Genomic DNA, 23,062 nt, shown 5'->3' with positions numbered 1-23,062 from the left:
ATTCGGGGCCGGTCATCCACTCGGGTGATCGGCCTCAGTCGTATCTCGGGCTGGTCGGGGCTGTGGACAACCACGCGCAGGGTGCGACGACGCCCGCTACGGTGGGGGCACCCGACCCGAAGGCAGGTGCCATGCAGACCCCCGATCCGGTGCCCGCGAGGCCCCGCGCACGCACGCACCTCAGGCTGACGTCCCTTGCACTGGCGGCGGCCGCACTGTCAGCGGCCCTCATGACGACGGCCGTGTCCCGGTGGTGGCCGCAGGCCAGCCCCGGCGTTGACATCGAGGGGGCCAGCTTCTGGCTGCTGCTCGCCGCCTACGTGCTGCTCGCCGTCGCCAGCGCAGTGCTCTGCGTCATCGATCTCGTATTGCACACCCTGCCGAACGTGATTCTGCTGCCCTCCGGCGCTGCACTACTCGCCCTCGTGCTCGCGGCAGCCATCGCCGCTGGCGACGCCGGGCCGCTGATCCGTAGTCTCGTCTGCTGCCTAGCGCTCGCAACCGGCTACGGCCTGCTGTGGCGCTGCTCGCCACGCAGCCTCGGCGGCGGTGACGTCAAACTCGCTGCGTTGCTCGGTGCGGCGCTCGGCCCTCTCGGCTGGGGTGCGGCACTCGTCGGCGCGCTCGCACCGTTCCTGCTCGGCGGTGTGCACGCGGCGGTGCTGCTCCTCACACAGGCTGCGCGACGCAGGCTCGGTCAATGCAGCGGGGCGGATACGCACCGTCCGACAGCCTTCCCCTTCGGGCCGTGGATGCTCGTTGGCGCGTGGACCGGCATCTTCGCCGGCACGGATATCGCCTCCGCGATCCTCACCCCCACGTAACCTCGAAGCCCGAAACGCAGCCCCCAGAAACGCCAAAACCGGCGGCCTCCTCCGCAGAGGCGGCCGCCGGTCTCAGACGGGCGAGCACTCAACTCACTCCCACTCAGCTGTTACGCGAGCGGGAGCTCCTTCGTCACTCCCACTCGATCGCTGGCGCGATCGAGTTCCACCCAGCACTTACGCGAGCGGGAGCTCCTTCGTCACTCCCACTCGATCGCTGGCGCGATCGAGTTCCACCCAGCACTTACGCGAGCGGGAGCTCCTTCGTCACTCCCACTCGATGGTCCCCGGGGGCTTCGAGGTCACGTCGAGCACGACGCGGTTGACCTCGGGCACCTGATTGGTGATGCGGTTCGAGATACGGGCGAGCACCTCGTAGGGCACGCGGGCCCAGTCGGCAGTCATCGCGTCTTCTGAGGAGACGGGGCGCAGCACGATCGGGTGGCCGTAAGTGCGGCCGTCGCCCTGCACGCCAACGGAGCGCACATCGGCGAGCAGCACCACGGGGCACTGCCAGATCTCGGCGTCAAGGCCGGCTGCGGTGAGCTCTTCGCGGGCAATCGCGTCAGCCGCGCGCAGCGTCTCCAGACGGTCGCGGGTCACCTCACCGACAATGCGGATGCCGAGGCCGGGGCCAGGGAAGGGCTGACGCCCCACAATGGCCTCGGGGATACCGAGCTCGCGGCCGATCTCGCGCACCTCATCCTTGAACAGGGTGCGCAGCGGCTCGATCAGTTCGAAGTCGAGGTCTTCGGGCAGGCCGCCAACATTGTGGTGCGACTTGATGTTCGCGGTGCCCGCGCCGCCACCCGACTCGACCACGTCGGGGTAGAGGGTGCCCTGCACCAGGAACTTCACCTTCTCGCCCTCGGCCTTCGCCTCGGCAACAAGGTCGAGCTGCACTTTCTCGAAGGCGCGAATGAACTCGCGGCCGATGATCTTGCGCTTCTCTTCAGGGTCAGTGACCCCTTCGAGGTGGCCGAGGAAGACGTCAGCAGCGTCGACGGTGATGAGACGCACGCCTGTCGAGGCGACGTAGTCGCGCTCCACCTGCTCACGCTCCCCCTGACGCAGCAGGCCGTGGTCGACGAAGACCGCGGTGAGCTGATCGCCAATGGCCTTGTGCACGAGCGCCGTCGACACCGCCGAGTCGACACCGCCTGACAGCGCCGAAATGACTCGGGCATCGCCAACCTGAGCACGGATCCGCTCCACTTGCTCGGCGATCACATTGCCGGCGTTCCAATCGGCAGGGATGCCGGCGACATGATGCAGGAAGTTCTCGAGGATGCGCTGCCCGTGATCGGAATGCTTCACCTCAGGGTGCCACTGCACGCCGTAAAGCTTGCGCTCGGGCGAACCGAACGCCGCCACGGGGGTGACCGCCGTGCGGGCGAGCACGTCGAAGCCCTCCGGTGCCTGCTGCACGGCGTCGCCGTGGCTCATCCAGACGTTCTGCGTCTCGGGCTGGCCGCCGAGGATCGCACCGCCGTCGCCGAGGATCGTGGCCTCGACGCCGCCGTACTCGCGGTCGCCGGTGTTGCCGACGGTGCCGCCGAGGGTATGCGCCATGATCTGGAAGCCGTAGCAGATGCCGAGCACAGGCACGCCAAGCTCGAAGATCGCCGGGTCGAACTGGGGCGCGCCCTCCTCGTACACCGACGAGGGGCCGCCCGAGAGCACGATGCCGAGCGGCTGCTTGGCCTCGACCTCGGCAGCGGTGATGCTGTGCGACACGAGCTCGGAGTACACGCCGGCTTCGCGCACGCGGCGCGCGATCAGCTGCGCGTACTGCGCGCCGAAGTCGACCACGAGAACCGGACGGTGGTCCGTGTCAGTCTGTTCTGCCATTGCAGGCCTTTCAGGGGTTGTGGGTGAGGAAGTCGATTCTACTGAAGTGAGGCCGGAACGGCTTCGGCTTCACGGGCGTCGAGGAATCCGGTGACCTCGCGCACAATGCGAGCCTCCAGGATGAACGACATGAAGGGGATCACACCGCCGAGGGCGATCAGAATGAAACGCCAGAAGTTCCAGCGCATCGGGCTCCAGAGCAGGAAGTCGGAGACGAGGTAGATGACATAGAACCAGCCGTGGGCGATGAGAATCGCCTTGAACAGGTCGAAGCCCTGCGGCTGGAAGTCAGCCTCGACACCCTCGGGCGCGATCGCGTAGAAGTGAGCGAAGCCATCGGGCGTGAAGAGGTAGAGCTGCACGCCGAAGGCGTACTTCATAACCATCACGGCGCACAGCAGCAGTAGCATGACGCCGGTGATCATCGAAGTCACCTTGTAGAAGCTCAATGCCTTGCGAATGCGCGGGTAGTCGGCGGGCTTGGGCTGCAGTTGCATGGGTTCCATTCTATTCTTGCGCCGCGTGAAGCAGCTTGAGTTCATGCTCCTTCTCCCAGGCGTCCCGCGTGAGGCGATACCAGAGGAAGAGCGCGAAGCCGGCGAACACGATCCACTCGACCCCGTAGAAGATGTTGAGCCAGTTGATGGTCTCAGCCGGCAGCGGTGCGACAGAGTCGACGGCATCGAGCTGCGCCTCGGCGAGGAGCGCTGCGGTGCCGGCCTCATCGTGCAGCACGAGATAGCCGGAGTACACGGGGCTCTCGACCCCGGTCCACACATTCGCGAGGAAGGCCGGGATCATTGTGCGCAGCACCTGTGGATCCTCGCTCGGCTTCGGCACCTGCGGCCCCTCGGGCGGCATGAAACGGCCCTCGACAGTGCGGGGAGCGGCGAATGCCGGATCCGCATCGAGCTGCGCGATCGCCCGCTCAGCATCGGCCTCGCTCGGTGCCCAGCCAAGAGCCACCGCGAGGTGCGCGCCAGGCTCGGCGTCAGGGCCGTCGGTGACGAAATGGCCCACCACCCAGGCACCGGTCTCACCCGCGTTGACCCGCGGTGCCACCACACGCGAGTCGCCAGGCACGAACGCTCCTTCGAGATGCACGACCACGCCAGCTCCGGCGTCGGTGACGCCCTGCAGGGTATCGGCGACCTCGGCGAGCGGCCGCGGGGTCTCCGTGTCGATCTCCTCGACCGTGGCCTGGCGCACCGCGCTATCCATCTGCCACTGCCCCAGCCACGCGAAAGCTGCGGCGACGAGCATGGCGAACACGAGTGCGAGGATCCAGCGGGGCCTGCGCATGACCTGACCGAGCGTAGGGTCGCCCAGATACTCAGGTCGCTTCTGGCTGCTGTGCGGGGTCGGCTGCACGCCGGCCCCGGGCTGACCCGTAGGGCCCGGAGAGGAAGGCTGGCTTGAGGACACCGGCTCTGCGGCCCCCTAGCGCTCGGCGTGCACGACGCCGACGCGCTGGAACTCCTTGAGCTCCGAGTAGCCGGTGGTCGCCATCGCACGGCGCAGCGCACCGATCAGGTTGGCACTGCCGTCGGCGACGTGCGCCGGCCCGTTCACGATCTCCGAGAGCGGTGCCACCGGCGCAACGCGCAGGCGCTTGCCGCGGGGAAGATCCTCGTGGTGGGCTTCCTGGCCCCAGTGCCACCCGTTGCCGGGGGCATCCGAAGCCTTCGCGAGCGCAGTGCCCAGCATGACGGCGTCGGCGCCGCACGCCATCGCCTTGATGAGATCGCCCGAGGTGCCCAGGCCGCCATCTGCGATGACGTGCACATAGCGCCCGCCCGACTCGTCGAGGTAGTCGGTGCGCGCACCGGCAACATCGGCGATCGCGGTCGCCATTGGTGCGCGGATGCCCAGCGTGGCTCGCGTAGTCGATGACGCGCCGCCGCCGAAGCCGACCAGCACACCGGCAGCGCCCGTGCGCATGAGGTGCAGGGCCGACTGGTAGGTGGCCGCACCGCCCACGATCACGGGCACGTCGAGCTCGTAGATGAACTGCTTGAGGTTGAGCGGCTCGCGCCCCTCCTTGGCGACGTGCTCGGCGGAGACGGTGTTGCCGCGGATCACGAAAAGATCGACGCCGGCCCGCACCACCGTCTCGGTGAACTCTGCGGTGCGATGCGGTGACAGCGCACCTGCGACGGTCACACCGGCCTCGCGGATCTCGCCGAGACGCGCGGTGATGAGTTCGGGGCGGATCGGCGCCGAGTAGAGCTCCCGCATACGGTGCACCGCAGCGATCTCGTCATCGATGCTCGCGAGTTCTGCGAGCAGCGCTTCAGGATGCTCGTGCCGAGTCCACAACCCCTCGAGGTTGAGCACGCCGAGCCCGCCGAGGCGGCCCAGCTCGATCGCGGTTGCCGGCGACATCACGGAGTCCATGGGCGCGCCGAGCACGGGGATGTCGAACTGGAAGGCGTCGATCGACCAGGAGGTCGAGACCAGCTCGGGATCGCGGGTGCGCCGAGTAGGCACGATACCGATCTCGTCGAAGGTGTACACGCGGCGGGCGCGCTTGCCCCGCCCGATCTCGATCTCGTTACTCACCCGACCAGTCTATCCGGCCTCCCCTGTGCGGTGGTCCGGCGGGGGCGGGACGCGTTCGCAGTCCCTCCCCCGCCGTCGACGTCACGGCTCAGTGCTGCACGGGCGGTTCCGCGCCGTGGCCGGTGAGCGCCCGTACCTCCATCTCGGCCGCGAGTTGCTTCGACTCGCGGCCGGGGTCGGTGATCGACCCGAGCCACCCGAGCAGGAAGCCGAGCGGGATCGAGACGATGCCTGGGTTCTTCAGCGGGAAAATCGCGAAGTCCACCCCGTCTCCCAGCATGGCGGCCGGATCACCGGAGACGACCGGGGAGAACGCGATCAGCAGCACCGCAGAGAGCAGACCACCGACCATCGACCACACGGCCCCGCGCGTCGTGAAGCGGCTCCAGAACAGCGAGTACAGGATCGTGGGCAGGTTGGCGGATGCGGCGACCGCGAAGGCAAGCGCCACGAGGAACGCGATGTTCTGCCCTTGGACGCCGATGCCGCCGATGATCGCCGCAGCACCAATCACGAGCGTCGTGATCTTCGCGACCTTCACCTCCTGCCGGGCTGAAGCCTGGCCCCGCTTCATCACGCTGTTGTAGATGTCGTGCGCGAACGACGCCGAAGCCGTGATTGTGAGTCCCGCGACCACCGCGAGGATCGTGGCAAACGCGACGGCCGAGATGAAGCCCAGCAGCAGCGGTCCGCCGAGGTGCAGCGCCAGCAGCGGAGCAGCAGAGTTCTGCCCGCCGGGAGCGTTCGCGATGGTCTCCGGGCCGACGAGCGCCGCGGCGCCATAGCCGAGCACCAGCGTGAAGAGGTAGAAGACACCGATGAGCCAGATCGCCCACACCACGGAACGCCTGGCCTCCTTCGCGGTGGGCACCGTATAAAAGCGCATCAGCACGTGCGGCAGGCCGGCGGTGCCGAGCACGAGGGCGAGCGCAAGCGACACGAAGTCGATCGGATTGGCCCCGTACTGCAGGCCAGGGGCGAGGATCGCCGCACCGTTGGCGTTCTCAGGGTTGGTGACGGCGGCGTCGAGCACTGCGCCGAAATCGAAGCGGTTGAGCGCGAGCACCCAGACAGTCATCGCGGCGGCTCCGGCGATGAGCAACACCGCTTTGATGATCTGCACCCAGGTCGTGCCCTTCATACCGCCGATGAGCACGTAGAGAATCATGACCACGCCGACCACAGCGATCACGAGCGACTGCCCGAGCTTGTCGTCGATACCGAGCAGCAGCGAGACGAGACCACCGGCGCCTGCCATCTGTGCCAGGAGGTAGAAGAAGCAGACCGCGAGTGTGGTGAGCGCTGCGGCCATGCGCACCGGCTTCTGGCGCAGCCGGAACGACAGCACATCGGCCATGGTGAACTTCGCCGTGTTGCGCATCAGTTCGGCGACGAGCAGCAGCGCGACGAGCCAGGCGACGAGGAAGCCGATCGAATAGAGGAAGCCATCGTATCCGTTGATCGCGATCGCGCCGCAGATGCCGAGGAAGGATGCGGCCGAGAGGTAGTCGCCCGCGATTGCGAGGCCGTTCTGCCGGCCTGAGAACGAGCGTCCACCGGCGTAGAAATCGGCAGCGCTCTTGTTGTTCCGGCTCGCGCGGATCACGATGACCATCGTCACCGCGACGAACGCGAGGAAGATTCCGATGTTGAGCACCGGGTTCTGCTGACCGGCTGCGGCCTGGAGAGAGAGGATCTGCGTGTTCATCGGGAACCTCCCTCGGCACCGGCGATGCCGCTGTTATTCGGGCTGACCGGCGCCGCATGTTCGAGGCCTTCGAGTTCGGCGCGCAGCGCCGTCGTCGCCGGGTCGAGCTTCCGGTTCGCGAAGGATACGTACCACATGGTGATGCCGAAGGTCGTGACGAACTGTGCCAGGCCGAGCCACAGCCCGACGTTCAGGCCGAGCATCGGCTGCGCCATGAACTCGTGCGCGTAGGCAGCGAGGACGACGTAGAGCAGGAACCAGATCATGAACGCCACCGCAATCGGGAACACGAAGCGCCGGAAGCGGTGCTTGTACTCCTGAAACTCGGGCCGTGCCTGAAATGCTTCGTAGTCGATGGGGGTGGTCTCTTCAAACCCCCGGGGTTCATTGGACATGGGGCCTCCTTGCCTCATGGGAATACGGGGAACGACGACGGTCCGCTCAGCGCGGCACCGTCACCGCCTGAGTCGCAGGCGCTGAGACGGTGTCGCCGAGCGCAGCGATGAGGTCGTCGATCACGGCGGGATCCTCGATGGTAGCGGGCACGCGGTACTCCTCGCCGTCGACGATCTGGCGCATGGTCTTGCGCAAGATCTTGCCCGATCGGGTCTTCGGCAACCGCTCGACGATCGTCACGTCGCGGAACGCCGCGACGGGTCCGATGTGCTCGCGGACGAGCCGCACGAGCTCGGCCGCGAGCTCTTCCCGCACCACAGTCTCTCCGTGCTTGAGCGCGACGAAGCCGGCGGCCCGCTGTCCCTTGAGTTCGTCGTGCACTCCGATCACCGCGCACTCGGCTACCGCCGGATGCTGTGTCAACACCTCCTCCAGCGATCCCGTGGAAAGCCGGTGCCCGGCCACGTTGATGACATCGTCCGTTCGCCCCATCACGAAGAGGTATCCGTCCTCGTCGAAATGGCCGGCGTCGCCGGTGGCGTAGTAGCCGGGGAATGCCGATAGGTAGGAGTCGACGAAGCGCTGCGAGCTCCCCCAGATGCCCAGCAATGCGCCCGGCGCGAGCGGCAGCCGGATCGCGATGTTGCCCTCGACGCCCGGCGCCGTGATGTCAGCGCCCCTGGAGTCGACGATACGCACGTCGAAACCGGGCATCGGCACGGACGTCGAACCCGCCTTCGCGGGCAGCGTCTCGATCCCGAGAGGGTTGGCGCAGATCATCCACCCCGTCTCGGTCTGCCACCAGTGGTCCACGACGGGCACTCCGAGGCCGTCGTTGATCCAGTGCCAGGTCTCGGGATCCATCCGCTCTCCCGCGAGATACACCGCGCGCAGTGAGGAGAGGTCGTGCTTCACCAGCTCGGCGAGCTCGGGATCCTCGCGCCGGACCGCACGCAGCGCTGTCGGAGCGGTGGAGAGCATTTTCGCCCCGTAGCTCGACAGGATGCGCCAGAACGCTCCCGGGTCCGGGGTTCCCACCGGCTTTCCCTCGTAGAGCACCGTCGTGCCGCCCGCGAGTAACGGGCCGTACACGATGAACGAGTGGCCAACAACCCAGCCCACGTCGGACGCTGTGAAGATGGTGTCGCCTGGACCGAAGTCATAGATGTTGCGCATCGCCCATCCGAGTCCCACGGCGTAGCCGCCGCTGTCACGCACGACGCCCTTCGGACTGCCCGTGGTGCCCGAGGTGTAGAGGATGTAGAGCGGATCCTCGGAGCGCACGGGCACCGGATCGGCTGGCGCGGCTTGCTCCTCCAGCGCGTCCCAGTCGAGCCACGCGACGTCCGCCTCGTCCGCGAAGTCGGCGGCCGACCCCGGCACAGTTTCGCGGTCGCGCACGATGACTGTCTCGACGCCGGAGTCGGCGCCGCCCGCGATCTCGATGGCCCGGTGTACGAGCGGCAGGTATTCGACGACCCGCTGGGGTTCCAGACCTCCGGAGGAGGTGACGATCACGCGGGGCTTGGCGTCTGCGATCCGCACCGCCAACTCGTTGGCCGCGAATCCGCCGAACACGACCGAGTGGATCGCGCCGATGCGGGCGCAGGCGAGCATCGCGACCACTGCCTCGGGCGTCATCGGCAGATAGATCAGCACCCGGTCGCCGACGACCACGCCCGCATCGCGCAGGACGCCGGCGAAGCGCGCCACTCGGTCGCGCAACTGCGCGTAGCTGATCCGGGCGCGGGAACCGGTCATCGCAGAGTCGTAGATGAGAGCGGTCTCCTCGCCGCGACCGGCCTCGACGTGGCGATCGAGCGCATTGAAGCAGACGTTCAGCCGTCCGTCCGGAAACCAGCGCCACTCGGTGGCGCTGCGCTCTTCGATGGCGCGGGTCGGTGGGGTCGTCCATGACACCCGCTCGGCGGCCTCGAGCCAGAAGGCGTCGCGGTCTCGGGTGCTCCGCGCGATGATCTCTGGGTAGTGGTGCCCGGGACGGGGAATCGATGTTGCTGTGCTCACTCATTTCTCCTTTGAAACTTCGGCGACAACGCTGTCGCTGTGTGCATGGATTAGGCTATTGACGGGGGACGCCCAGGCAATACCCCCGAAAGTTGGTAGTCCCGATGCAGCGACTCGACCCTCAGGCTCAGCAGACCTTGCTCGAAATCGCCGTGGCCGAGTTCGCCGCGGCAACGCGCTTCCCCCTGGCCTTCGGCGGTTTCGACACGCACGGAACGGCGACGATGACAGCGCTTTTCGGACATCGCACGCTGAGCCTGCAGGGACTCTGCGTGCAGGCGGGACGGGGCCTCGGAGGACGAGCGCTCGCCGAGCATCGACCCCGGCTGACCATGGACTACCGGCGCTCCCGCCACATCACCCACGACTACGATACGCAGGTGCACGGCGAGGGGATCGTGGCCCTGTTCGCACACCCCGTGATCGTCGACGGGGAGACCCGTGCGGTGCTCTACGGCGGTACCCGCGAGGCGACGCTCGCCGGATCGGCGTTCGCCCGGTCCGCCGCGGCCGTGGTCACCGATCTCGCCCGCGAGATCAGAAGACAAGACGAGGTGGAACAGCGCGCGGTCTGCCTCGCCGCGCGCCTCGCGGCCGAGCAGCAGGCGCGCCACGCGCTACCCGGGCCCGCGCTCGAGGCACTGCGCAGCAGCCACGCCGAACTGCGCAGCATCGCAGCGGCGGTCGCCGATCCAACACTTCGGGCGCGCCTCGCTGAGGTCGACCGTCGGCTCACAACAATCGAGACGGGAGCCGTTCACGTCACTGCGTCGTACAGCCCGGGGCGCGGCGCCCGGTCCGGCGACACCCCGCGCGCCGAGTCGGCATCAAGCACGACCGATACCGGTGCTCCCCCCGACCGCGTTCACCTGACGCCGCGAGAGCTCGATGTGATCTCCCACGCCGCCCTGGGCGGGACCAACGCCGAGATCGGGCGCGCGCTCGGGCTCACCGAGAGCACGATTAAGAGCTACGTCAAAACCGCCATGTCGAAGCTGCAGGCCTCCACCAGGCACGCCGCAGTCGCGGCCGCACGCCGCCATGGCCTCATTCCCTAAAACGCAGAGCGTGCCAGGAACCTGTGGATCCTGGCACGCTCTGCGTGGGGCCGGAGAGGCTGCGCGGCAAGCGCACCGCAACGCAGCACTCCTAGCGCTTGTAGTTGGGTGCCTCCACGACCATCTGCACGTCGTGCGGGTGGCTCTCCTTGAGGCCCGCCGAGGTGATGCGCACGAACTCGCCGCGCTGCTTCAGCTCTTCGACCGAGCGCGCACCCACATAGAACATCGACTGGCGCAGGCCGCCGATCATCTGGTGGGTGACGGCACCGACGGGGCCGCGGTAGGGCACCTGGCCCTCGATGCCCTCGGGGATCAGCTTCTCGTCGCTCGGAACGTCGGCCTGGAAGTAGCGATCCTTCGAGTAGGAGGTGCGTTCGCCGCGGGTCTGCAGCGCGCCCAGCGAACCCATGCCGCGGTAGTTCTTATACTGCTTGCCGCCCACGAAGACCAGATCGCCGGGGCTTTCGTCGGTGCCGGCGAGCAAGGAGCCCATCATCACCGAGGAGGCGCCTGCGACGAGCGCCTTCGCGATGTCACCCGAGTACTGCAGGCCGCCGTCGGCGATCACGGGGATGCCTGCGGGGGTTGCAGCCTTCGCGGCTTCGTAGACCGCGGTGACCTGAGGCACGCCCACACCGGCAATGACGCGGGTGGTGCAGATCGAACCGGGACCAACGCCCACCTTGACAGCATCGGCGCCGGCGTCAACGATCGCCTTCGCCCCTGCGTAGGTTGCCACGTTGCCGCCGATTACGTCGACGCCGGCGAACGCCGGATCGCTCTTGATCTTCGCGATGATGTCGAGCACGCCCTTGCTGTCGCCGTTGGCGGTGTCGACCACGAGCACGTCGACACCGGCGTCGATGAGTTCGCCGGCGCGCTTCCACGCATCACCGAAGAAGCCAACGGCAGCGCCTACGCGCAGGCGGCCTGCGTCATCCTTCGTGGCGAGCGGGTACTGCTCTTCCTTGTCGAAGTCTTTCACCGTGATGAGACCGGTGAGGCGGCCCTCGCCATCGACGAGGGGCAACTTCTCGATCTTGTGCTGGCGGAAGATCGCCGCGGCGTCGTCGCGGGAAATGCCCACCGGGCCCGTGATCAGCGGCATCTTCGTCATCGCCTCGGAAACCCGCACCTGCGAGCGATCCTTCGGGTCGATGAAGCGCATGTCGCGGTTCGTGATGATGCCGAGCAGCACGCCGTTCGAGTCCACCACGGGAAGGCCCGACACACGATACTCGCCACACAGGGCGTCGACCTCGGCCACGGTCGCGTCAACCGAGGTGGTGACCGGGTTCGTGATCATGCCGGCCTCACTGCGCTTGACACGATCCACCATCTCTGCCTGATCCTGGATCGACAGATTGCGGTGCAGGATACCCAGACCGCCGTTGCGAGCCATCGCAACAGCCATACGGGTCTCGGTGACCGTGTCCATGGCAGCGGAAATCAGCGGGATATTCAGCCGGATCCGGCGGGTGAGCTGGGTGGAGGTGTCCGCATCGCTCGGGATGACGTCGGTGTGCGCAGGAAGCAGCAGCACGTCGTCGTAAGTCAGACCGGTGAACGCGAAGGGGTCACGCTGTTCCATGGAACCTCTTTTGCTGTGGGAGTGGGCCGATGGGTGCAGGCAACCGGATCACGGCGCCTCCCCCATTTAGTCTAAGGGAATGGGGCCGGTGTTCGTCTGCGCGCTGGGCGAACGTTTGAGCTGAGCGAACATATCGGCGATGAGGATCACGAGCGCGATCCACACCGCGACAAACCCGATCCAGCGACTGAACGGCATCTCCTCGTGCATCACGAAGTAGCCGTACAAGAAGCCGAGGATCGGGGTAAGAAACTGCAAGAAGCCCAGATACGACAGCGGCAGACGCCGCGTTGCCTCCCCGAACAGGATCAGCGGCACGGCCGTCATGATGCCGCTGAGCATGACCAGCGCTGTGACGCCTGGCCCGAACGAGAAGACGCCGATCCCGGACAGCCCCGCAACGATGAGCAGCTGCACGATCGCGATCGGCAGCGAGGCGAATGTTTCCACGGTGAGGCCGGTGATGCCGTCGACCTGCTCCCCCGCATGCTTGTGCACTGCGCCGTACAGGCCGAACGATCCCGCGATGCCGAGCGCAATCCACGGGAACGCACCGTACGCAACCGCGGCGGTCGCAACACCGACCGCAGCGACGCCCACAGCCCACCACTGCGGCCTGGTGAGACGCTCCTTGCGCACGACCACGCCGATAAGGATCGTAAAGAGCGGGTTGATGAAGTAGCCAAGCGAGGTCTCAAGCACATGGCCCGTCATCACACCGATCACGAACAGCTGCCAGTTCGCGTAGAGCAGCACGGCCGACAGCGCGAACCACCCGAAGAGCCGAGGAGCGCGCAAAATGGCGCCCACCTGCCCCCACCGACGGGTCACCGAGACGAGGATCACGCAGAAAGCGAGGGTCGCACCGACGCGCCAGGGCACCACCTCGAAGGGCCCGACCATCGCAATGAGGCCGAAGTAGAAGGGAAAGATACCCCAGATGAGATATGCGCCCAACCCATATCCCAGCCCTGCGCGCGAAAGTTTCACCGGCCCAGTCTATTCCCGCCGCAGCACAAACAGGCCGGGCCCCGATCCTGAGATCGGGGCCCGGCCTGTTCGCGAGGAAGCGTCTTAGCGCTCGACCACCGCGAGGATGTCGCGAGCCGAGAGCACGAGGTAGTCGGCGCCGCCGACCTTCACCTCGGTGCCACCGAACTTCGAGTAGATCACTACATCGCCCACGGCGACGTCGAGGGGGATGCGGGTGCCGCTGTCAGCCACGCGGCCGGGGCCCACTGCGACGACCTCGCCCTCCTGGGGCTTCTCCTTCGCGCTGTCCGGAATCACCAGACCGGACGCGGTGGTCTGCTCTGCCTCGACCTGCTTGATGACGATACGATCCTCGAGCGGCTTGATGGCTACCGACACGGTTGACCTCTTTCCAATGTCTGAACGTTCTCTCGCGCCCGCCTCGTGCGAGCGCTCTACAGCAGAGTTTAGAACCCCGGCTAGCACTCTCGCAAGGGGAGTGCCAGCCGGACGACGGCGGATCGCCAACAGCGAACGGGATCCGCCGCCATCGACCAAGATTCTTCTTCCCCGCGCCGCCTAGAATCAGAAGGAACAGCCGATGCGCATCCCGCGGATCGGGATCCAGCAACCGCTCGAGGAGCAGTCATGACCACCCCGATCCCTCCCCAGCAGCCCGGCACGCAGCCCACGACGCCCTACCCCGCGGCACCGCATGCCGCGGCACCCCAGGCCGATACGAACGCCGCACAGTACCAGCAGCAGGCCGCACCGCGTACCGCCTACCGTCCGCAGTCGGCCGTGGCCACCACCCTCGGCGACACCAACACCTACGCGGTCCTCGCCGTCATTTTCGGCTTCCTCGTGCCCATCGCGGGCATCGTCTTCGGTCACATGGGCCTCTCCCAGATCAAGCGCACCGGCGACGCCGGTCGCGGCCTCGCACTGACAGGCATGATCGTCGGCTACGCCTACTTCGCGTTTCTCGCGATCTTCCTCATCGCCTACATCGGCTTCATCGCCATGATGTTCGCTTCGATGGGCAGCATGATCAGCGGATCCGATCTCTACTACTGATCCGCCGACGCCCCGCCGTCGCACCTCGTTCGCCGAAAGGAACCCCGTGACTCACCCCCAGCCGCCCGTCGGCGACTCCCCCCAGCAACCCGAGGCGGGCAACGCGAGCCAGCAGCCGCAGTACGCCGCACCGGTGTACGCGCAGCCGCAGCAGCCGCAGCAGCCGCAGTATGCTGCGCCCCAGCAGGCGTACTCACAGCCCTATGCGCAGCAGAGCTACCAGGCCGCGTATGTCACCTCCGCACCCACCAACACGCTCGCAATCCTCTCGATGATCGCAAGCATCGTCGGCCTCTTCACCTTCGCGCTCTTCGCGATCGGCGGCGTCGTGATGGGGCACATCTCACTGAATCAGATCAAGCGCACCGGCGAGAGCGGGCGCGGCATGGCAATCGCCGGCCTCATCGTCGGCTACGTGGCAATCGGCTTCTGGGTGCTGCTGCTGCTCTTCTACATCGTCGCCATCGGCTTCGCCATTTCGGCGAGCGGCTACTGACCGCCACCGCGGTGACAGCAACCGGAGCAGACGGCACCACCGGGGCGGGCGAGCGCACAGCACTCGCCTCCCCCGGTTGGGAGCAACTCACCGCTCCAACAGGCGCACGCCTCCTCGCCCGCATCACTGCCGGGCTCGCTGAAGGGCGCAGCCTCGACCAGCTCGCACGAGCCCTCCGCGCCGACGGCACCGACCCCGATCTGCTCGCAGCGGCGCTGACGCAGACCGATCTGCAAGCCCGCGCCGCAGCGAAGTTCGGTGAGCGAGCCGCAGACATGCTCTTCACGCGCGCCGCCCTGGAACAGGCCACCCGGGCGCGCGTCGCCGCGCTGCACGCCGAGCGCTTCCGCAAAGCCGGCTGTCACTCCGTCGCCGATCTCGGCTGCGGTATCGGCGCAGAGTCTCTGGCGTTTCTCGAAGCGGGCCTCACCGTGCACCCCGTCGAACTCGACCCCCTCACCGCAGCATTCGCCCAGCACAACCTCTCCATTGCCGCCGCACGCCTCGGCGCCTCGCAGCCGTTCGTGCGCGTCGGCGATGCAGAGGCGATCGGCCCTGGCGATGCCGAAGCCGCATTTCTCGACCCGGCCCGACGCACAGCCGGGCACAGCGGCACCCGCAGGCTCGCCTCACCCGACGACTACTCGCCCTCGCTGCGTTTCGCCTTCGGCCTCGCCGATGAACGGCCGACGGGCATCAAGCTCGGCCCCGGCCTCGACCGCGAACTCATCCCCGACACTGCCGAGGCCCAGTGGATTTCGGTCGACGGCCAGCTCGTTGAGACCGGGCTCTGGTTCGGATCCGCCGCACGATCCGGCGTGCGACGGGCAGCGCTGGTGCTGCGCGGCACCGATGACAGCGCCGAACTCACGGCCGCGCACGACGCCGACGACGCTGAGGTGCGCAGCCTCGGCGACTACCTCTACGAACCCGACGGTGCGGTGATTCGCGCCCGTCTGATCGGCACCCTTGCTGAACAGACGGGAGCCGGAATGTTGTCGGCCGGGATCGCCTACCTCACCAGCGATACGCACGTCGACACACCTTTCGCGAGCGGATTCCGGGTGCTCGAAACGCTCAGCCCCCGCGAGAAGGATCTGCGGCATGCCCTCGCGGCCCGCGAGATCGGCACGCTCGAGATCAAGAAGCGCGGTGCCGACGTGGATCCTGCAGCGCTGCGACGCCGCCTGAAGCTGCGCGGCGCGCACAGTGCCACGCTCTTCCTCACACGCGATGAGCACGGCCGTCACACCGCACTGCTGACGGAGCGCTGCTGACCGCAGCAGCTGTTGCGTTCCCGATTCCCCGATGAGGTTCGCGGCGAGATAGCGCGAACCAGCACGGAAACACGAAGCGGGGCGGATCCGGGACAATCCCGAACCCGCCCCGCAGGTCACGCGTCGATCAGTAGTTCACATCGGCGCAGGAAACGGTCTGCCCGGCGATCTCAACGAACTCGGCGCCGTTCATGCACTGCTGCACCGCGTCGACGCCCACACCGGCGAGGCCGACGAGGGTGATGATGAGGATGATGTAGCCGATGGTGCCGAGAGCGCCGATCACGATGCCGACGATGCCGGGCACGTTGCTCGCGCCGACCTTGCGCGACTGCACCACAGCAACGATGCTGAGAATCAGGCCGATGAGCGGCATGAGGAACGCGACGATCAGGCCCACAATGCCGAGCGTCTTGCCGGGGGTGCTCTGAGGTGCCGGGGCGGCTGCAGCGTAGGCCGGTGCCGCAGGCTGGACGGGGTTCTCGGCGGGCTGCTGGCCGCCGGGCTGGGTATCAGACATAATGCTCCTTCGATCAAGCTTGACGGGGCGCTCCCCCGATCGCTCTTTAACCATAATGAAGAGCGGACCCCCACCGCGACCCTGTGCCGCAGCGTCACCGAGTCGTGACCAAAGCGTGTCCGCAGTCAGCGCACCTGAATCTCGGTCACGGGCAGGGTCGAATCGGCGCCGAAGCCGAGCCCCGATGGTTCGTGACCGGCCGCCACCAGCTGCGCCCCGATCGAGGCGATCATCGCCCCGTTGTCGGTGCACAGCGAGAGCGGCGGCACGCGCAGTTCGACCCCGGCGGCTTCGCAGCGCTCTCGCGCGAGTTCGCGCACCCTCGCGTTGGCAACGACGCCTCCGCCGAGCAACAAGCGCGGCACTCCAAGATCGCGGCAAGCGGCGAGCGCCTTTGTGAGGAGCACGTCGGCGACGGCCTCGCGGAAGCTTGCCGCGACGTCGGCGACGGGCAACGACTCACCGCTCTGCTCGTGCTTCTCGACCCACCGTGCCACTGACGTTTTGAGCCCCGAGAAGGAGAAATCGTAGCGGTGCCGTTCGAGATCTTTCGGCAGGGTGAGCCCTCGCGGGAAGCGGATCGCGTGCGGATCGCCTTCGGCTGCGACGCGGTCGATCTGGGGCCCGCCCGGGTAAGGCAGGCCGAGCAGTCGAGCGACCTTGTCGAAGGCCTCACCGGCCGCGTCGTCGATGGTTTCGCCAAGCATTTCGACGTCGCTCACAAGGTCGCGCACGAGCAGCAGCGAGGTGTGCCCGCCCGAGACGAGCAGCGCGATAGTGGGCAGTTCGAGTTCGCCGACGGCCCCCACTGCCTCGCGGAGACCGTCGCCCTGCAGCAGGTCGGCACCAACGTGGCCCACGAGGTGGTTCACCGCGTAGAGGGGCTTGCCAAGGCCTACTGCGAGCGCTTTCGCGGCTGCGACGCCCACCATGAGCGCGCCTGCGAGCCCGGGGCCGCAGGTCACGGCAACGGCGTCGAGCTCGTCGAGGGTGACTCCGGCTTCGGTGAGCGCACGGTTGATGGTGGGGGTCATCGCTTCGAGGTGCGCGCGCGCTGCGACTTCGGGCACCACCCCGCCGAAGCGAGAGTGCTCGTCCATCGACGACGCGATCGCATTAGCGAGGAGCGTGCGCCCGCGCACGATACCCACGCCGGTCTCATCGCAGCTCGTCTCGATGCCCAGCACCAGCGGCTCGCCGCTCGTGTCGGGGGTGCTGCCGAGCGGCTCGCCACTGGTGCTGTCGACGCCGTCGAGGGGTGCGCTGCTCTGGCCGGAGGTGTCTGAGTCGTTCATCGACCACCCTTCGTCTCGAGTTTCATGATGACCGCGTCGACTCCGTCTGGCTGGTAGTAGCGGGGTCGCACGCCCAGCTCTTCGAAGCCGAGCGAGCGGTAGAGGCCGCGGGCGACGGGGTTGTCTGCACGCACTTCGAGAAAGACCTCGCGCACTGCTGCCTGTTCGGCTTCGTGGAGCAGGGCGCGCATGAGCCGACGCCCGTGCCCGTTGCCGCGTGCAGCAGGAGCGATGGCGATCGTTTGCACGTCGCCTTCTTGGCCGACGATCAGCAGGCCGCCGTAGCCCTGCACTGCCCCGTCGACGTCGACAAGCACCAGGTACCGGCGGTGGTCGGCGGCGAGTTCTTCGCGCATCATCTCGCGGCTCCAGGCATCGGATCCGAAGACGTCGCTCTCGATCTGCCAGATCGCGTCAAGGTCACTCGCTGCGGCATCCCGCAGCGTGAGGCCTGCCGGGCGGCTCATGAACTCACCCGCTTCGGAGCCCCTGGCAGCTTGACGTCGGGGGCACGCAGGTACACCGCGCGATCAGCCTCGAAGTCGCGGCCCGCCGCCAGACGTCGCGCCGCGAGGCCCACGAGCGACGCTGCGGGAATGCTCGCGGGCCACACCTCGTTGGGCACGGCTTCGTAGTCAATGCGAGCGACAAGCCCCGGGCCTGCCACTCGCTCAGGAATGCCCGCCCAGTCGAGACCCAAGAACTCGGTCACGAAGAGTTCGCGTCGGCGGGCGTCCTGCACCACACGCACCCCGCTGCTCGCCCCTCCGAGCAGATCGAGCGCCACCGCTTCGTGGCCCTGCAGCGGAAGCAGTGGAACGCGCCTCGCGACGGCGAAGGCGTGCGCTGCCGCAATACCGACGCGGAGTCCGGTGAACGGCCCGGGCCCGATACCGGCAACCACCCCTGTGATCTCGGTCGGAGAGACCCCGCTCCACCGGAACACTTCGGCAAGCAGCAGACCGATCGCCTCGGCGTGCCCGCGCGGGTCATCGCTCGACACCTCGAAGATGCGCCCAGCGGCGCCCACCGCTACGCCCGTGCCGATCGCGGTATCGATCGCGAGCAGCACCCTGTCGCCCAGCTCGGGCGCTGCGACTTCTCGGTAGCGCGGCGCGGACGCCGTAGCCGGGGCCTGGACCTGTGCCTGCGCCTGTGCAACAGCGGGCACCCCCTGCGTCTGCTCGATCGCCTCACTCATCGCAGCTCCTCTCCCGCATCGCGGGAATCATCTCTCTGGCTGTCACCGGCAATAGCCTCGGCCTCGATCGCCGCGAGTGGATCCTCTGATGGCCCGCCCCAGCGCGGCCCGTAGCCCTTGACCGTGACGGTACGGCGCTCAACGATGGTCTCGCCCCAGTCGGGTTCAGTGTCGTCGTCGCTGTGCTGCCCAGAAACCGCAGCTTCATCGTTAGCACCAGCACCAGCACCGCGCGGTCGCTCGATCACCACCTCGATCCAGGAATCACTCACACCGACCACTCCGGCACCCCACTCGGCCACCACCACCGAGCCCTCGAAATCAAGATCGAGATCGTCGAGTTCGTCGGCCCCGCCGTCGTTCTCTCCAGCGAGCCCGCCGAGCCGGTACGCATCAACGTGCACCAGCGGTGCACCGCCCACGAGTGACGGGTGTGTGCGCGCCAGCACGAAGGTAGGGCTCTGCACAGGCCCCCGCACCCCGAGCCCTTCACCAATGCCGCGCGTGAGAGTGGTCTTGCCTGCCCCCAGCGGCCCCGTCAGCAGCACCAGATCACCGGCGGTCAGCAGCCCGCCGAGTCGCACACCGAGCCGATGCATCGCTTCAGGGTCGGCCACGCTCAAGCGCACCACGCGCCCCTCGCCACTCACTCGGCACCTCCGTCAGAGGCCACGCGCCGCACCCGAGACCCGATCCCCGCCACGATCTCATAGTTGATCGTGCGCATCAGCCCGGCCCAGATCTCCACGGGCGGATGCCCCAGCTCAGGGTCGCCGAACAGCACCACCGGCTCTCCCAGCGCCACCCGACCCGCCAGAGGGCCCACGTCCACGATGAACTGGTCCATGCCGATCCGCCCCACAATGGGCCGCGGCTCTCCCGCCACCGTGACCCAAGCGCCAGCACCGTTGAGCGCGCGCGGCATCCCATCGGCGTACCCCATGGGCACAAGCGCGAGCGTCGTCGCGGTCTCGCAGACATGATTAAAGCCATAGGAGACACCCGTGCCTGCCGGAACACCGCGCAGCGCGACGATCTCAGAACGCAGTGTCATCGCAGGCACAAGCCCCAGCTGCGCCGAGGTCTTATCGGCAAAAGGACTCAGCCCATAGGCTGCCATTCCCACGCGAACGGTGTTGTAGTGCAGATGCGGTGAGGAGAGTGTCGCCGCGCTGGCAGCCAGGTGCTGCATCTCAGGATCGATGCCCGCCTCGCGCAGCAGAGCGATCGCCTCGTCGAAGCGCGCGGCCTGGCCCCGGTCATGCTCATCACCGGCATTCGCAAGATGACTGAAGACGCCGCGCACGCGCACCAAGCCCTGCTGCGCAAGCTCAGCGGCTCGCGCGAACAGCCCCGCCCACTCATCTGGAGCGGCCCCGTTGCGGCTGAGCCCCGTGTCGACCTTCAGCTGGGCCGTAGCGGTTCGGCCCACCCGCCGCGCCGCATCGGCGAGCGCTTCGAGCTGCTGCACTCGGCTCACACCGATCTCGATATCTGCGGCAACAGCATCAGCGAAATCGACGCGCACCCCGTGCAACCAGCACAGAATCGGAGCCTCGATCCCCGCCTCACGCAGCGCCAGCGCCTCCTCGAGATCAGCGGTTGCCACCATCGCGGCTCCGCCAGCGAGGGCGGCCTCAGCGGCGATGCTCGCACCGTGACCGTAGCCGTCGGCCTTCACCACCACGATCACCGCGCCGCCGGTCAGCTCGCGCACACGGGCAACATTGTGCCTGATCGCCGACAGAGAGATCTCCGCGACCCGCATCGATCCTGTTCTCATGTCGTCTCCGATCCCTGCTGCGGCGTCGGACCATCCGGCGTCGGCGATGCTGCGAGCGTACCGCCGACCCCCGACATTCCTGCGATCGGCGCCGCCGACTCCACGATCACGAACGCCGTTGCCACCCCCGCGTCATGCGTCAACGAAAGGTGCGCGCGATCCGCACCGCTCCCCGCGAGCGCCTCCACAAGCGCAGACGTCGCAGCGAACGACGGTGCGCGATCCGCGTCACGCACCACCTCGAGATCATGCCAGCCCAGCCCCGCAGAACCGCCAAGGGCCTTGATGAGCGCCTCTTTCGCCGCGAACCGAGCAGCCAAGGATGCGAGCGGCAACTCGCGCTCGGCCTGCGTGAACAACCGCGCCCGCAATGCAGGAGTGCGCTCAAGCTGTCGCTCGAAACGCGCGATATCGACGGTGTCGACGCCGATGCCCCTGATCATGGCTGTGCTGGTTCCGACTGCGCTGGAATGAGCGAGGGGCTCACTCCACCGTGACCGACTTCGCGAGATTGCGCGGCTGATCGACGTCGAGACCCTTCACCGTGGAAAGCTCGAGCGCGAACCACTGCAGCGGCACAACCTGCAGCAGCGGCTCGAAGAGCGCATCGGCGAGCGGCAGCCTGATCACTTCGTCGGCGAAGGGCAGCACCGCAGTGTCGCCCTTCTCAACCACGGCGATCACCCTGGCACCGCGCGCGCGGATCTCCTGAATGTTTGACACAACCTTCGAGTGCATCAGCGGCGACGTGCGCGGGCTCGGCACCAGCACGAACACAGGCTGCCCGTGGTCGATAAGTGCGATCGGGCCGTGCTTCAGCTCGCCCGCGGCGAAACCCTCGGCGTGAATATAGGCGATCTCTTTGAGCTTCAGCGCGCCCTCTAGCGCCACGGGATAGCCCACATGGCGACCGAGGAACAGCACCGAACGGGTGTCAGCCATCCAGTGCGCCAGCTGCGCGATCTGGTCGTGCGTCTCAACAGCTTCGCGCACCTTTTCGGGCAGTTCCTCGAACTGCTGCACAGCCTGAGCCGCGACCTCTGCCGACAGCGTGCCACGCACGCGGCCCAGGTGCAGACCTACCAAGTACAGCGCCGTGATCTGCGCGATAAACGCCTTGGTGGAGGCGACCGCAACCTCAGGGCCTGCGTGCGTGTACACAGCAGCATCTGACTCGCGCGGAATCGTTGCGCTCTGCGTGTTGCAGACCGAAACAGTGGTGACACCGCGCTCGATCGCGTACTTCACAGCCATGAGCGTGTCCATCGTCTCGCCCGACTGGCTCACCGAAATCACCATCGTGCGATCCGAGAGCACCGGGTCGCGGTAGCGGAACTCATGGCTCAGCTGCACCTCGACGGGAATGCGAGCCCACTGTTCGATCGCGTACGCGGCGACCTGACCGGCGTACGACGCCGTGCCGCAGGCGATGATGATGATCCGCTCAATGCCGCGCAGCCGCTCATCTCCAAGCTCGGTGAGCTCGGGAATCTCGACACCGGTCTCCGAGATGCGACCGCGCACCGTGTTTGCGACGGCGTCGGGCTGCTCGTTGATCTCCTTCGCCATGAACGACGACCAGCCGCCCTTGTCGGCAGCATCCGCATCCCACTGCACCTCGTATTCGGAGAACTCGACAGGATTGCCCGCGAAATCGGTGATACGCACCTCGTCAGGGGTGATGATCGCGATGTTGTCCTCATCGACCGCGACGGCGCGGCGCGTCGACGACACGAAGGCTGCCACGTCCGAGCCGAGGAAGTTCTCGCCCTCGCCGAGACCCACCACGAGCGGCGAGTGATGGCGAGCCGCCACCACCTTGCCGGGCTCATCGCGGTGCATCGCGAGCAACGTGAAGGTGCCGTGCAGGCGAGTGACTACCGCACGGAACCCGGCCTCCAGATCGCCTTGGCGCGCCACCTCACGGCCCACAAGCGCTGCTACGACCTCGGTATCGGTCTCGCTGAGCAGTTCGATGCCGTCGGCCTCGAGCTCGGCACGCAGCTCGGCGAAGTTCTCGACGATGCCGTTGTGGATCAGGGCAAGCTTGCCGCCGTCACCGAGGTGCGGGTGCGCGTTGATATCGGTGGGACCACCGTGCGTCGCCCACCGGGTGTGCCCGATACCGGTTCCGGTGGCCTGCACAGGGCTCACCTCAAGCAGCTCCTCAAGCCGCGCGAGCTTGCCCGAGCGCTTACGAACGGCGAGCTCACCAGCCTCATCGACCACCGCGATACCCGCAGAGTCGTAGCCGCGGTACTCGAGGCGCCGCAGACCAGTGATGAGCGCCTCAACCGTATCGTTGGGGCCGACGTATCCGACGATTCCACACATGAGGTCAAGTTTAGTGGCACGATGGATGAACAATGGCCGAGTACAGCACCCCTGACCCTGCGCGTGTCGACGACGATCCCCGCGCCGCG

At 67.3% G+C, this 23,062-nt stretch carries 23 protein-coding genes; 5 read left to right on the top strand and 18 right to left on the bottom strand.

Annotated elements, in window-relative coordinates; genetic code table 11:
* The first annotated feature begins 131 nt into the window (after positions 1–131).
* Complete coding sequence (locus tag WFL22_RS01375) at positions 132–824, top strand: prepilin peptidase (RefSeq protein WP_336991166.1); 693 nt, start codon at positions 132–134, stop codon at positions 822–824.
* Positions 825–1,091: 267 nt separating this feature from the next.
* Here WFL22_RS01375 and guaA read toward each other — a convergent pair whose 3' ends face one another.
* The 7 genes from guaA to WFL22_RS01340 form a co-directional block, all read right to left on the bottom strand.
* Positions 1,092–2,675 (bottom strand): glutamine-hydrolyzing GMP synthase, encoded by a 1,584-nt coding sequence (gene guaA / locus WFL22_RS01370; RefSeq protein WP_336991165.1) that lies wholly within the window; start codon positions 2,673–2,675, stop codon positions 1,092–1,094.
* A 38-nt stretch (positions 2,676–2,713) separates the two neighbouring features.
* Positions 2,714–3,172: a DUF3817 domain-containing protein gene (locus WFL22_RS01365; RefSeq protein WP_336651496.1), complete on the bottom strand. Its 459-nt coding sequence runs from the start codon at positions 3,170–3,172 to the stop codon at positions 2,714–2,716.
* Positions 3,173–3,182: 10 nt separating this feature from the next.
* Positions 3,183–3,977: an SURF1 family protein gene (locus WFL22_RS01360; protein ID WP_336651497.1), complete on the bottom strand. Its 795-nt coding sequence runs from the start codon at positions 3,975–3,977 to the stop codon at positions 3,183–3,185.
* 138 nt (positions 3,978–4,115) lie between these two features.
* Complete coding sequence (locus WFL22_RS01355; protein ID WP_336991164.1) at positions 4,116–5,237, bottom strand: GuaB3 family IMP dehydrogenase-related protein; 1,122 nt, start codon at positions 5,235–5,237, stop codon at positions 4,116–4,118.
* Between the two features lie 88 nt (positions 5,238–5,325).
* The gene (locus tag WFL22_RS01350; RefSeq protein ID WP_336991162.1) at positions 5,326–6,945 is read right to left on the bottom strand and encodes a solute symporter family protein; all 1,620 of its coding nucleotides are present in this window, start codon (positions 6,943–6,945) and stop codon (positions 5,326–5,328) included.
* Positions 6,942–7,340: a DUF485 domain-containing protein gene (locus WFL22_RS01345; protein ID WP_336651500.1), complete on the bottom strand. Its 399-nt coding sequence runs from the start codon at positions 7,338–7,340 to the stop codon at positions 6,942–6,944. The genes WFL22_RS01350 and WFL22_RS01345 overlap by 4 nt, the downstream gene beginning before the upstream one ends.
* 46 nt (positions 7,341–7,386) lie before the next feature.
* The gene (locus tag WFL22_RS01340) at positions 7,387–9,366 is read right to left on the bottom strand and encodes an AMP-binding protein (RefSeq protein WP_336991161.1); all 1,980 of its coding nucleotides are present in this window, start codon (positions 9,364–9,366) and stop codon (positions 7,387–7,389) included.
* 104 nt (positions 9,367–9,470) lie between these two features.
* On the opposite strand from WFL22_RS01340, the gene WFL22_RS01335 reads away from it, so the two are divergent.
* Positions 9,471–10,424, top strand: coding sequence for a helix-turn-helix transcriptional regulator (locus tag WFL22_RS01335; RefSeq protein WP_336991160.1), 954 nt, complete (start codon positions 9,471–9,473; stop codon positions 10,422–10,424).
* A gap of 91 nt (positions 10,425–10,515) precedes the next feature.
* Here the strand turns inward: WFL22_RS01335 and guaB are convergent, their stop codons facing one another.
* From guaB to groES, 3 genes are all read right to left on the bottom strand, one after another.
* Positions 10,516–12,018, bottom strand: a complete 1,503-nt coding sequence (guaB, locus tag WFL22_RS01330) for an IMP dehydrogenase (RefSeq protein ID WP_336651503.1) — start codon at positions 12,016–12,018, stop codon at positions 10,516–10,518.
* A gap of 66 nt (positions 12,019–12,084) precedes the next feature.
* Positions 12,085–13,008, bottom strand: coding sequence for an EamA family transporter RarD (gene rarD / locus WFL22_RS01325; RefSeq protein ID WP_336991158.1), 924 nt, complete (start codon positions 13,006–13,008; stop codon positions 12,085–12,087).
* A gap of 84 nt (positions 13,009–13,092) precedes the next feature.
* Positions 13,093–13,389, bottom strand: a complete 297-nt coding sequence (gene groES, locus WFL22_RS01320; protein WP_024356817.1) for a co-chaperone GroES — start codon at positions 13,387–13,389, stop codon at positions 13,093–13,095.
* Positions 13,390–13,638: 249 nt separating this feature from the next.
* On the opposite strand from groES, the gene WFL22_RS01315 reads away from it, so the two are divergent.
* From WFL22_RS01315 to WFL22_RS01305, 3 genes are all read left to right on the top strand, one after another.
* Positions 13,639–14,067, top strand: a complete 429-nt coding sequence (locus WFL22_RS01315; RefSeq protein WP_336991157.1) for a DUF4190 domain-containing protein — start codon at positions 13,639–13,641, stop codon at positions 14,065–14,067.
* 46 nt (positions 14,068–14,113) lie between these two features.
* Positions 14,114–14,563, top strand: coding sequence for a DUF4190 domain-containing protein (locus WFL22_RS01310; protein WP_336651506.1), 450 nt, complete (start codon positions 14,114–14,116; stop codon positions 14,561–14,563).
* Positions 14,564–14,685: 122 nt separating this feature from the next.
* On the top strand, positions 14,686–15,840 hold the full coding sequence (locus tag WFL22_RS01305) for a class I SAM-dependent methyltransferase (RefSeq protein ID WP_336991785.1): 1,155 nt from the start codon (positions 14,686–14,688) through the stop codon (positions 15,838–15,840).
* A gap of 127 nt (positions 15,841–15,967) precedes the next feature.
* On the opposite strand, the gene WFL22_RS01300 is transcribed toward WFL22_RS01305, so the two are convergent.
* From WFL22_RS01300 to glmS, 8 genes are all read right to left on the bottom strand, one after another.
* Positions 15,968–16,360 carry a DUF4190 domain-containing protein gene (locus WFL22_RS01300; protein ID WP_336991155.1) on the bottom strand — a complete coding sequence of 131 codons (393 nt, stop codon included), beginning with the start codon at positions 16,358–16,360 and terminating at the stop codon, positions 15,968–15,970.
* 125 nt (positions 16,361–16,485) lie between these two features.
* Positions 16,486–17,655, bottom strand: a complete 1,170-nt coding sequence (gene tsaD, locus WFL22_RS01295) for a tRNA (adenosine(37)-N6)-threonylcarbamoyltransferase complex transferase subunit TsaD (protein WP_336991154.1) — start codon at positions 17,653–17,655, stop codon at positions 16,486–16,488.
* Positions 17,652–18,122 carry a ribosomal protein S18-alanine N-acetyltransferase gene (gene rimI, locus WFL22_RS01290; protein WP_336991153.1) on the bottom strand — a complete coding sequence of 157 codons (471 nt, stop codon included), beginning with the start codon at positions 18,120–18,122 and terminating at the stop codon, positions 17,652–17,654. The genes tsaD and rimI overlap by 4 nt, the downstream gene beginning before the upstream one ends.
* Positions 18,119–18,856, bottom strand: a complete 738-nt coding sequence (gene tsaB, locus WFL22_RS01285; protein WP_336991151.1) for a tRNA (adenosine(37)-N6)-threonylcarbamoyltransferase complex dimerization subunit type 1 TsaB — start codon at positions 18,854–18,856, stop codon at positions 18,119–18,121. The genes rimI and tsaB overlap by 4 nt, the downstream gene beginning before the upstream one ends.
* The gene (gene tsaE / locus WFL22_RS01280; protein WP_442918948.1) at positions 18,853–19,506 is read right to left on the bottom strand and encodes a tRNA (adenosine(37)-N6)-threonylcarbamoyltransferase complex ATPase subunit type 1 TsaE; all 654 of its coding nucleotides are present in this window, start codon (positions 19,504–19,506) and stop codon (positions 18,853–18,855) included. Before tsaE ends, tsaB begins: the two co-directional genes overlap by 4 nt.
* On the bottom strand, positions 19,503–20,639 hold the full coding sequence (alr, locus tag WFL22_RS01275) for an alanine racemase (protein WP_336991149.1): 1,137 nt from the start codon (positions 20,637–20,639) through the stop codon (positions 19,503–19,505). Before alr ends, tsaE begins: the two co-directional genes overlap by 4 nt.
* A complete protein-coding gene (locus WFL22_RS01270) occupies positions 20,636–21,082 on the bottom strand; it encodes a holo-ACP synthase (RefSeq protein WP_336991148.1) in 447 nt (148 codons plus the stop codon). The genes alr and WFL22_RS01270 overlap by 4 nt, the downstream gene beginning before the upstream one ends.
* 40 nt (positions 21,083–21,122) lie before the next feature.
* On the bottom strand, positions 21,123–22,973 hold the full coding sequence (gene glmS, locus WFL22_RS01265) for a glutamine--fructose-6-phosphate transaminase (isomerizing) (RefSeq protein WP_336991147.1): 1,851 nt from the start codon (positions 22,971–22,973) through the stop codon (positions 21,123–21,125).
* Positions 22,974–23,062 lie beyond the last annotated feature (89 nt).

The organism is Leucobacter sp. VD1, from assembly GCF_037150695.1.
In the GTDB taxonomy this organism is placed as follows: Bacteria; Actinomycetota; Actinomycetes; order Actinomycetales; family Microbacteriaceae; genus Leucobacter.
This window is presented reverse-complemented; position numbering and strand designations above follow the sequence as displayed.

What these genes read in the sequence shown, in the direction of transcription:
- WFL22_RS01375 (WP_336991166.1), top strand. Translation starts at nt 132, where the DNA reads ATGCAGACCCCCGATCCGGTGCCCGCGAGGCCCCGCGCACGCACGCAC.
- guaA (WP_336991165.1), bottom strand. Translation starts at nt 2,675, where the DNA reads ATGGCAGAACAGACTGACACGGACCACCGTCCGGTTCTCGTGGTCGAC.
- WFL22_RS01365 (WP_336651496.1), bottom strand. Translation starts at nt 3,172, where the DNA reads ATGCAACTGCAGCCCAAGCCCGCCGACTACCCGCGCATTCGCAAGGCA.
- WFL22_RS01360 (WP_336651497.1), bottom strand. Translation starts at nt 3,977, where the DNA reads ATGCGCAGGCCCCGCTGGATCCTCGCACTCGTGTTCGCCATGCTCGTC.
- WFL22_RS01350 (WP_336991162.1), bottom strand. Translation starts at nt 6,945, where the DNA reads ATGAACACGCAGATCCTCTCTCTCCAGGCCGCAGCCGGTCAGCAGAAC.
- WFL22_RS01345 (WP_336651500.1), bottom strand. Translation starts at nt 7,340, where the DNA reads ATGTCCAATGAACCCCGGGGGTTTGAAGAGACCACCCCCATCGACTAC.
- WFL22_RS01335 (WP_336991160.1), top strand. Translation starts at nt 9,471, where the DNA reads ATGCAGCGACTCGACCCTCAGGCTCAGCAGACCTTGCTCGAAATCGCC.
- guaB (WP_336651503.1), bottom strand. Translation starts at nt 12,018, where the DNA reads ATGGAACAGCGTGACCCCTTCGCGTTCACCGGTCTGACTTACGACGAC.
- WFL22_RS01315 (WP_336991157.1), top strand. Translation starts at nt 13,639, where the DNA reads ATGACCACCCCGATCCCTCCCCAGCAGCCCGGCACGCAGCCCACGACG.
- WFL22_RS01300 (WP_336991155.1), bottom strand. Translation starts at nt 16,360, where the DNA reads ATGTCTGATACCCAGCCCGGCGGCCAGCAGCCCGCCGAGAACCCCGTC.
- tsaD (WP_336991154.1), bottom strand. Translation starts at nt 17,655, where the DNA reads ATGAACGACTCAGACACCTCCGGCCAGAGCAGCGCACCCCTCGACGGC.
- rimI (WP_336991153.1), bottom strand. Translation starts at nt 18,122, where the DNA reads ATGAGCCGCCCGGCAGGCCTCACGCTGCGGGATGCCGCAGCGAGTGAC.
- tsaB (WP_336991151.1), bottom strand. Translation starts at nt 18,856, where the DNA reads ATGAGTGAGGCGATCGAGCAGACGCAGGGGGTGCCCGCTGTTGCACAG.
- alr (WP_336991149.1), bottom strand. Translation starts at nt 20,639, where the DNA reads ATGAGAACAGGATCGATGCGGGTCGCGGAGATCTCTCTGTCGGCGATC.
- WFL22_RS01270 (WP_336991148.1), bottom strand. Translation starts at nt 21,082, where the DNA reads ATGATCAGGGGCATCGGCGTCGACACCGTCGATATCGCGCGTTTCGAG.
- glmS (WP_336991147.1), bottom strand. Translation starts at nt 22,973, where the DNA reads ATGTGTGGAATCGTCGGATACGTCGGCCCCAACGATACGGTTGAGGCG.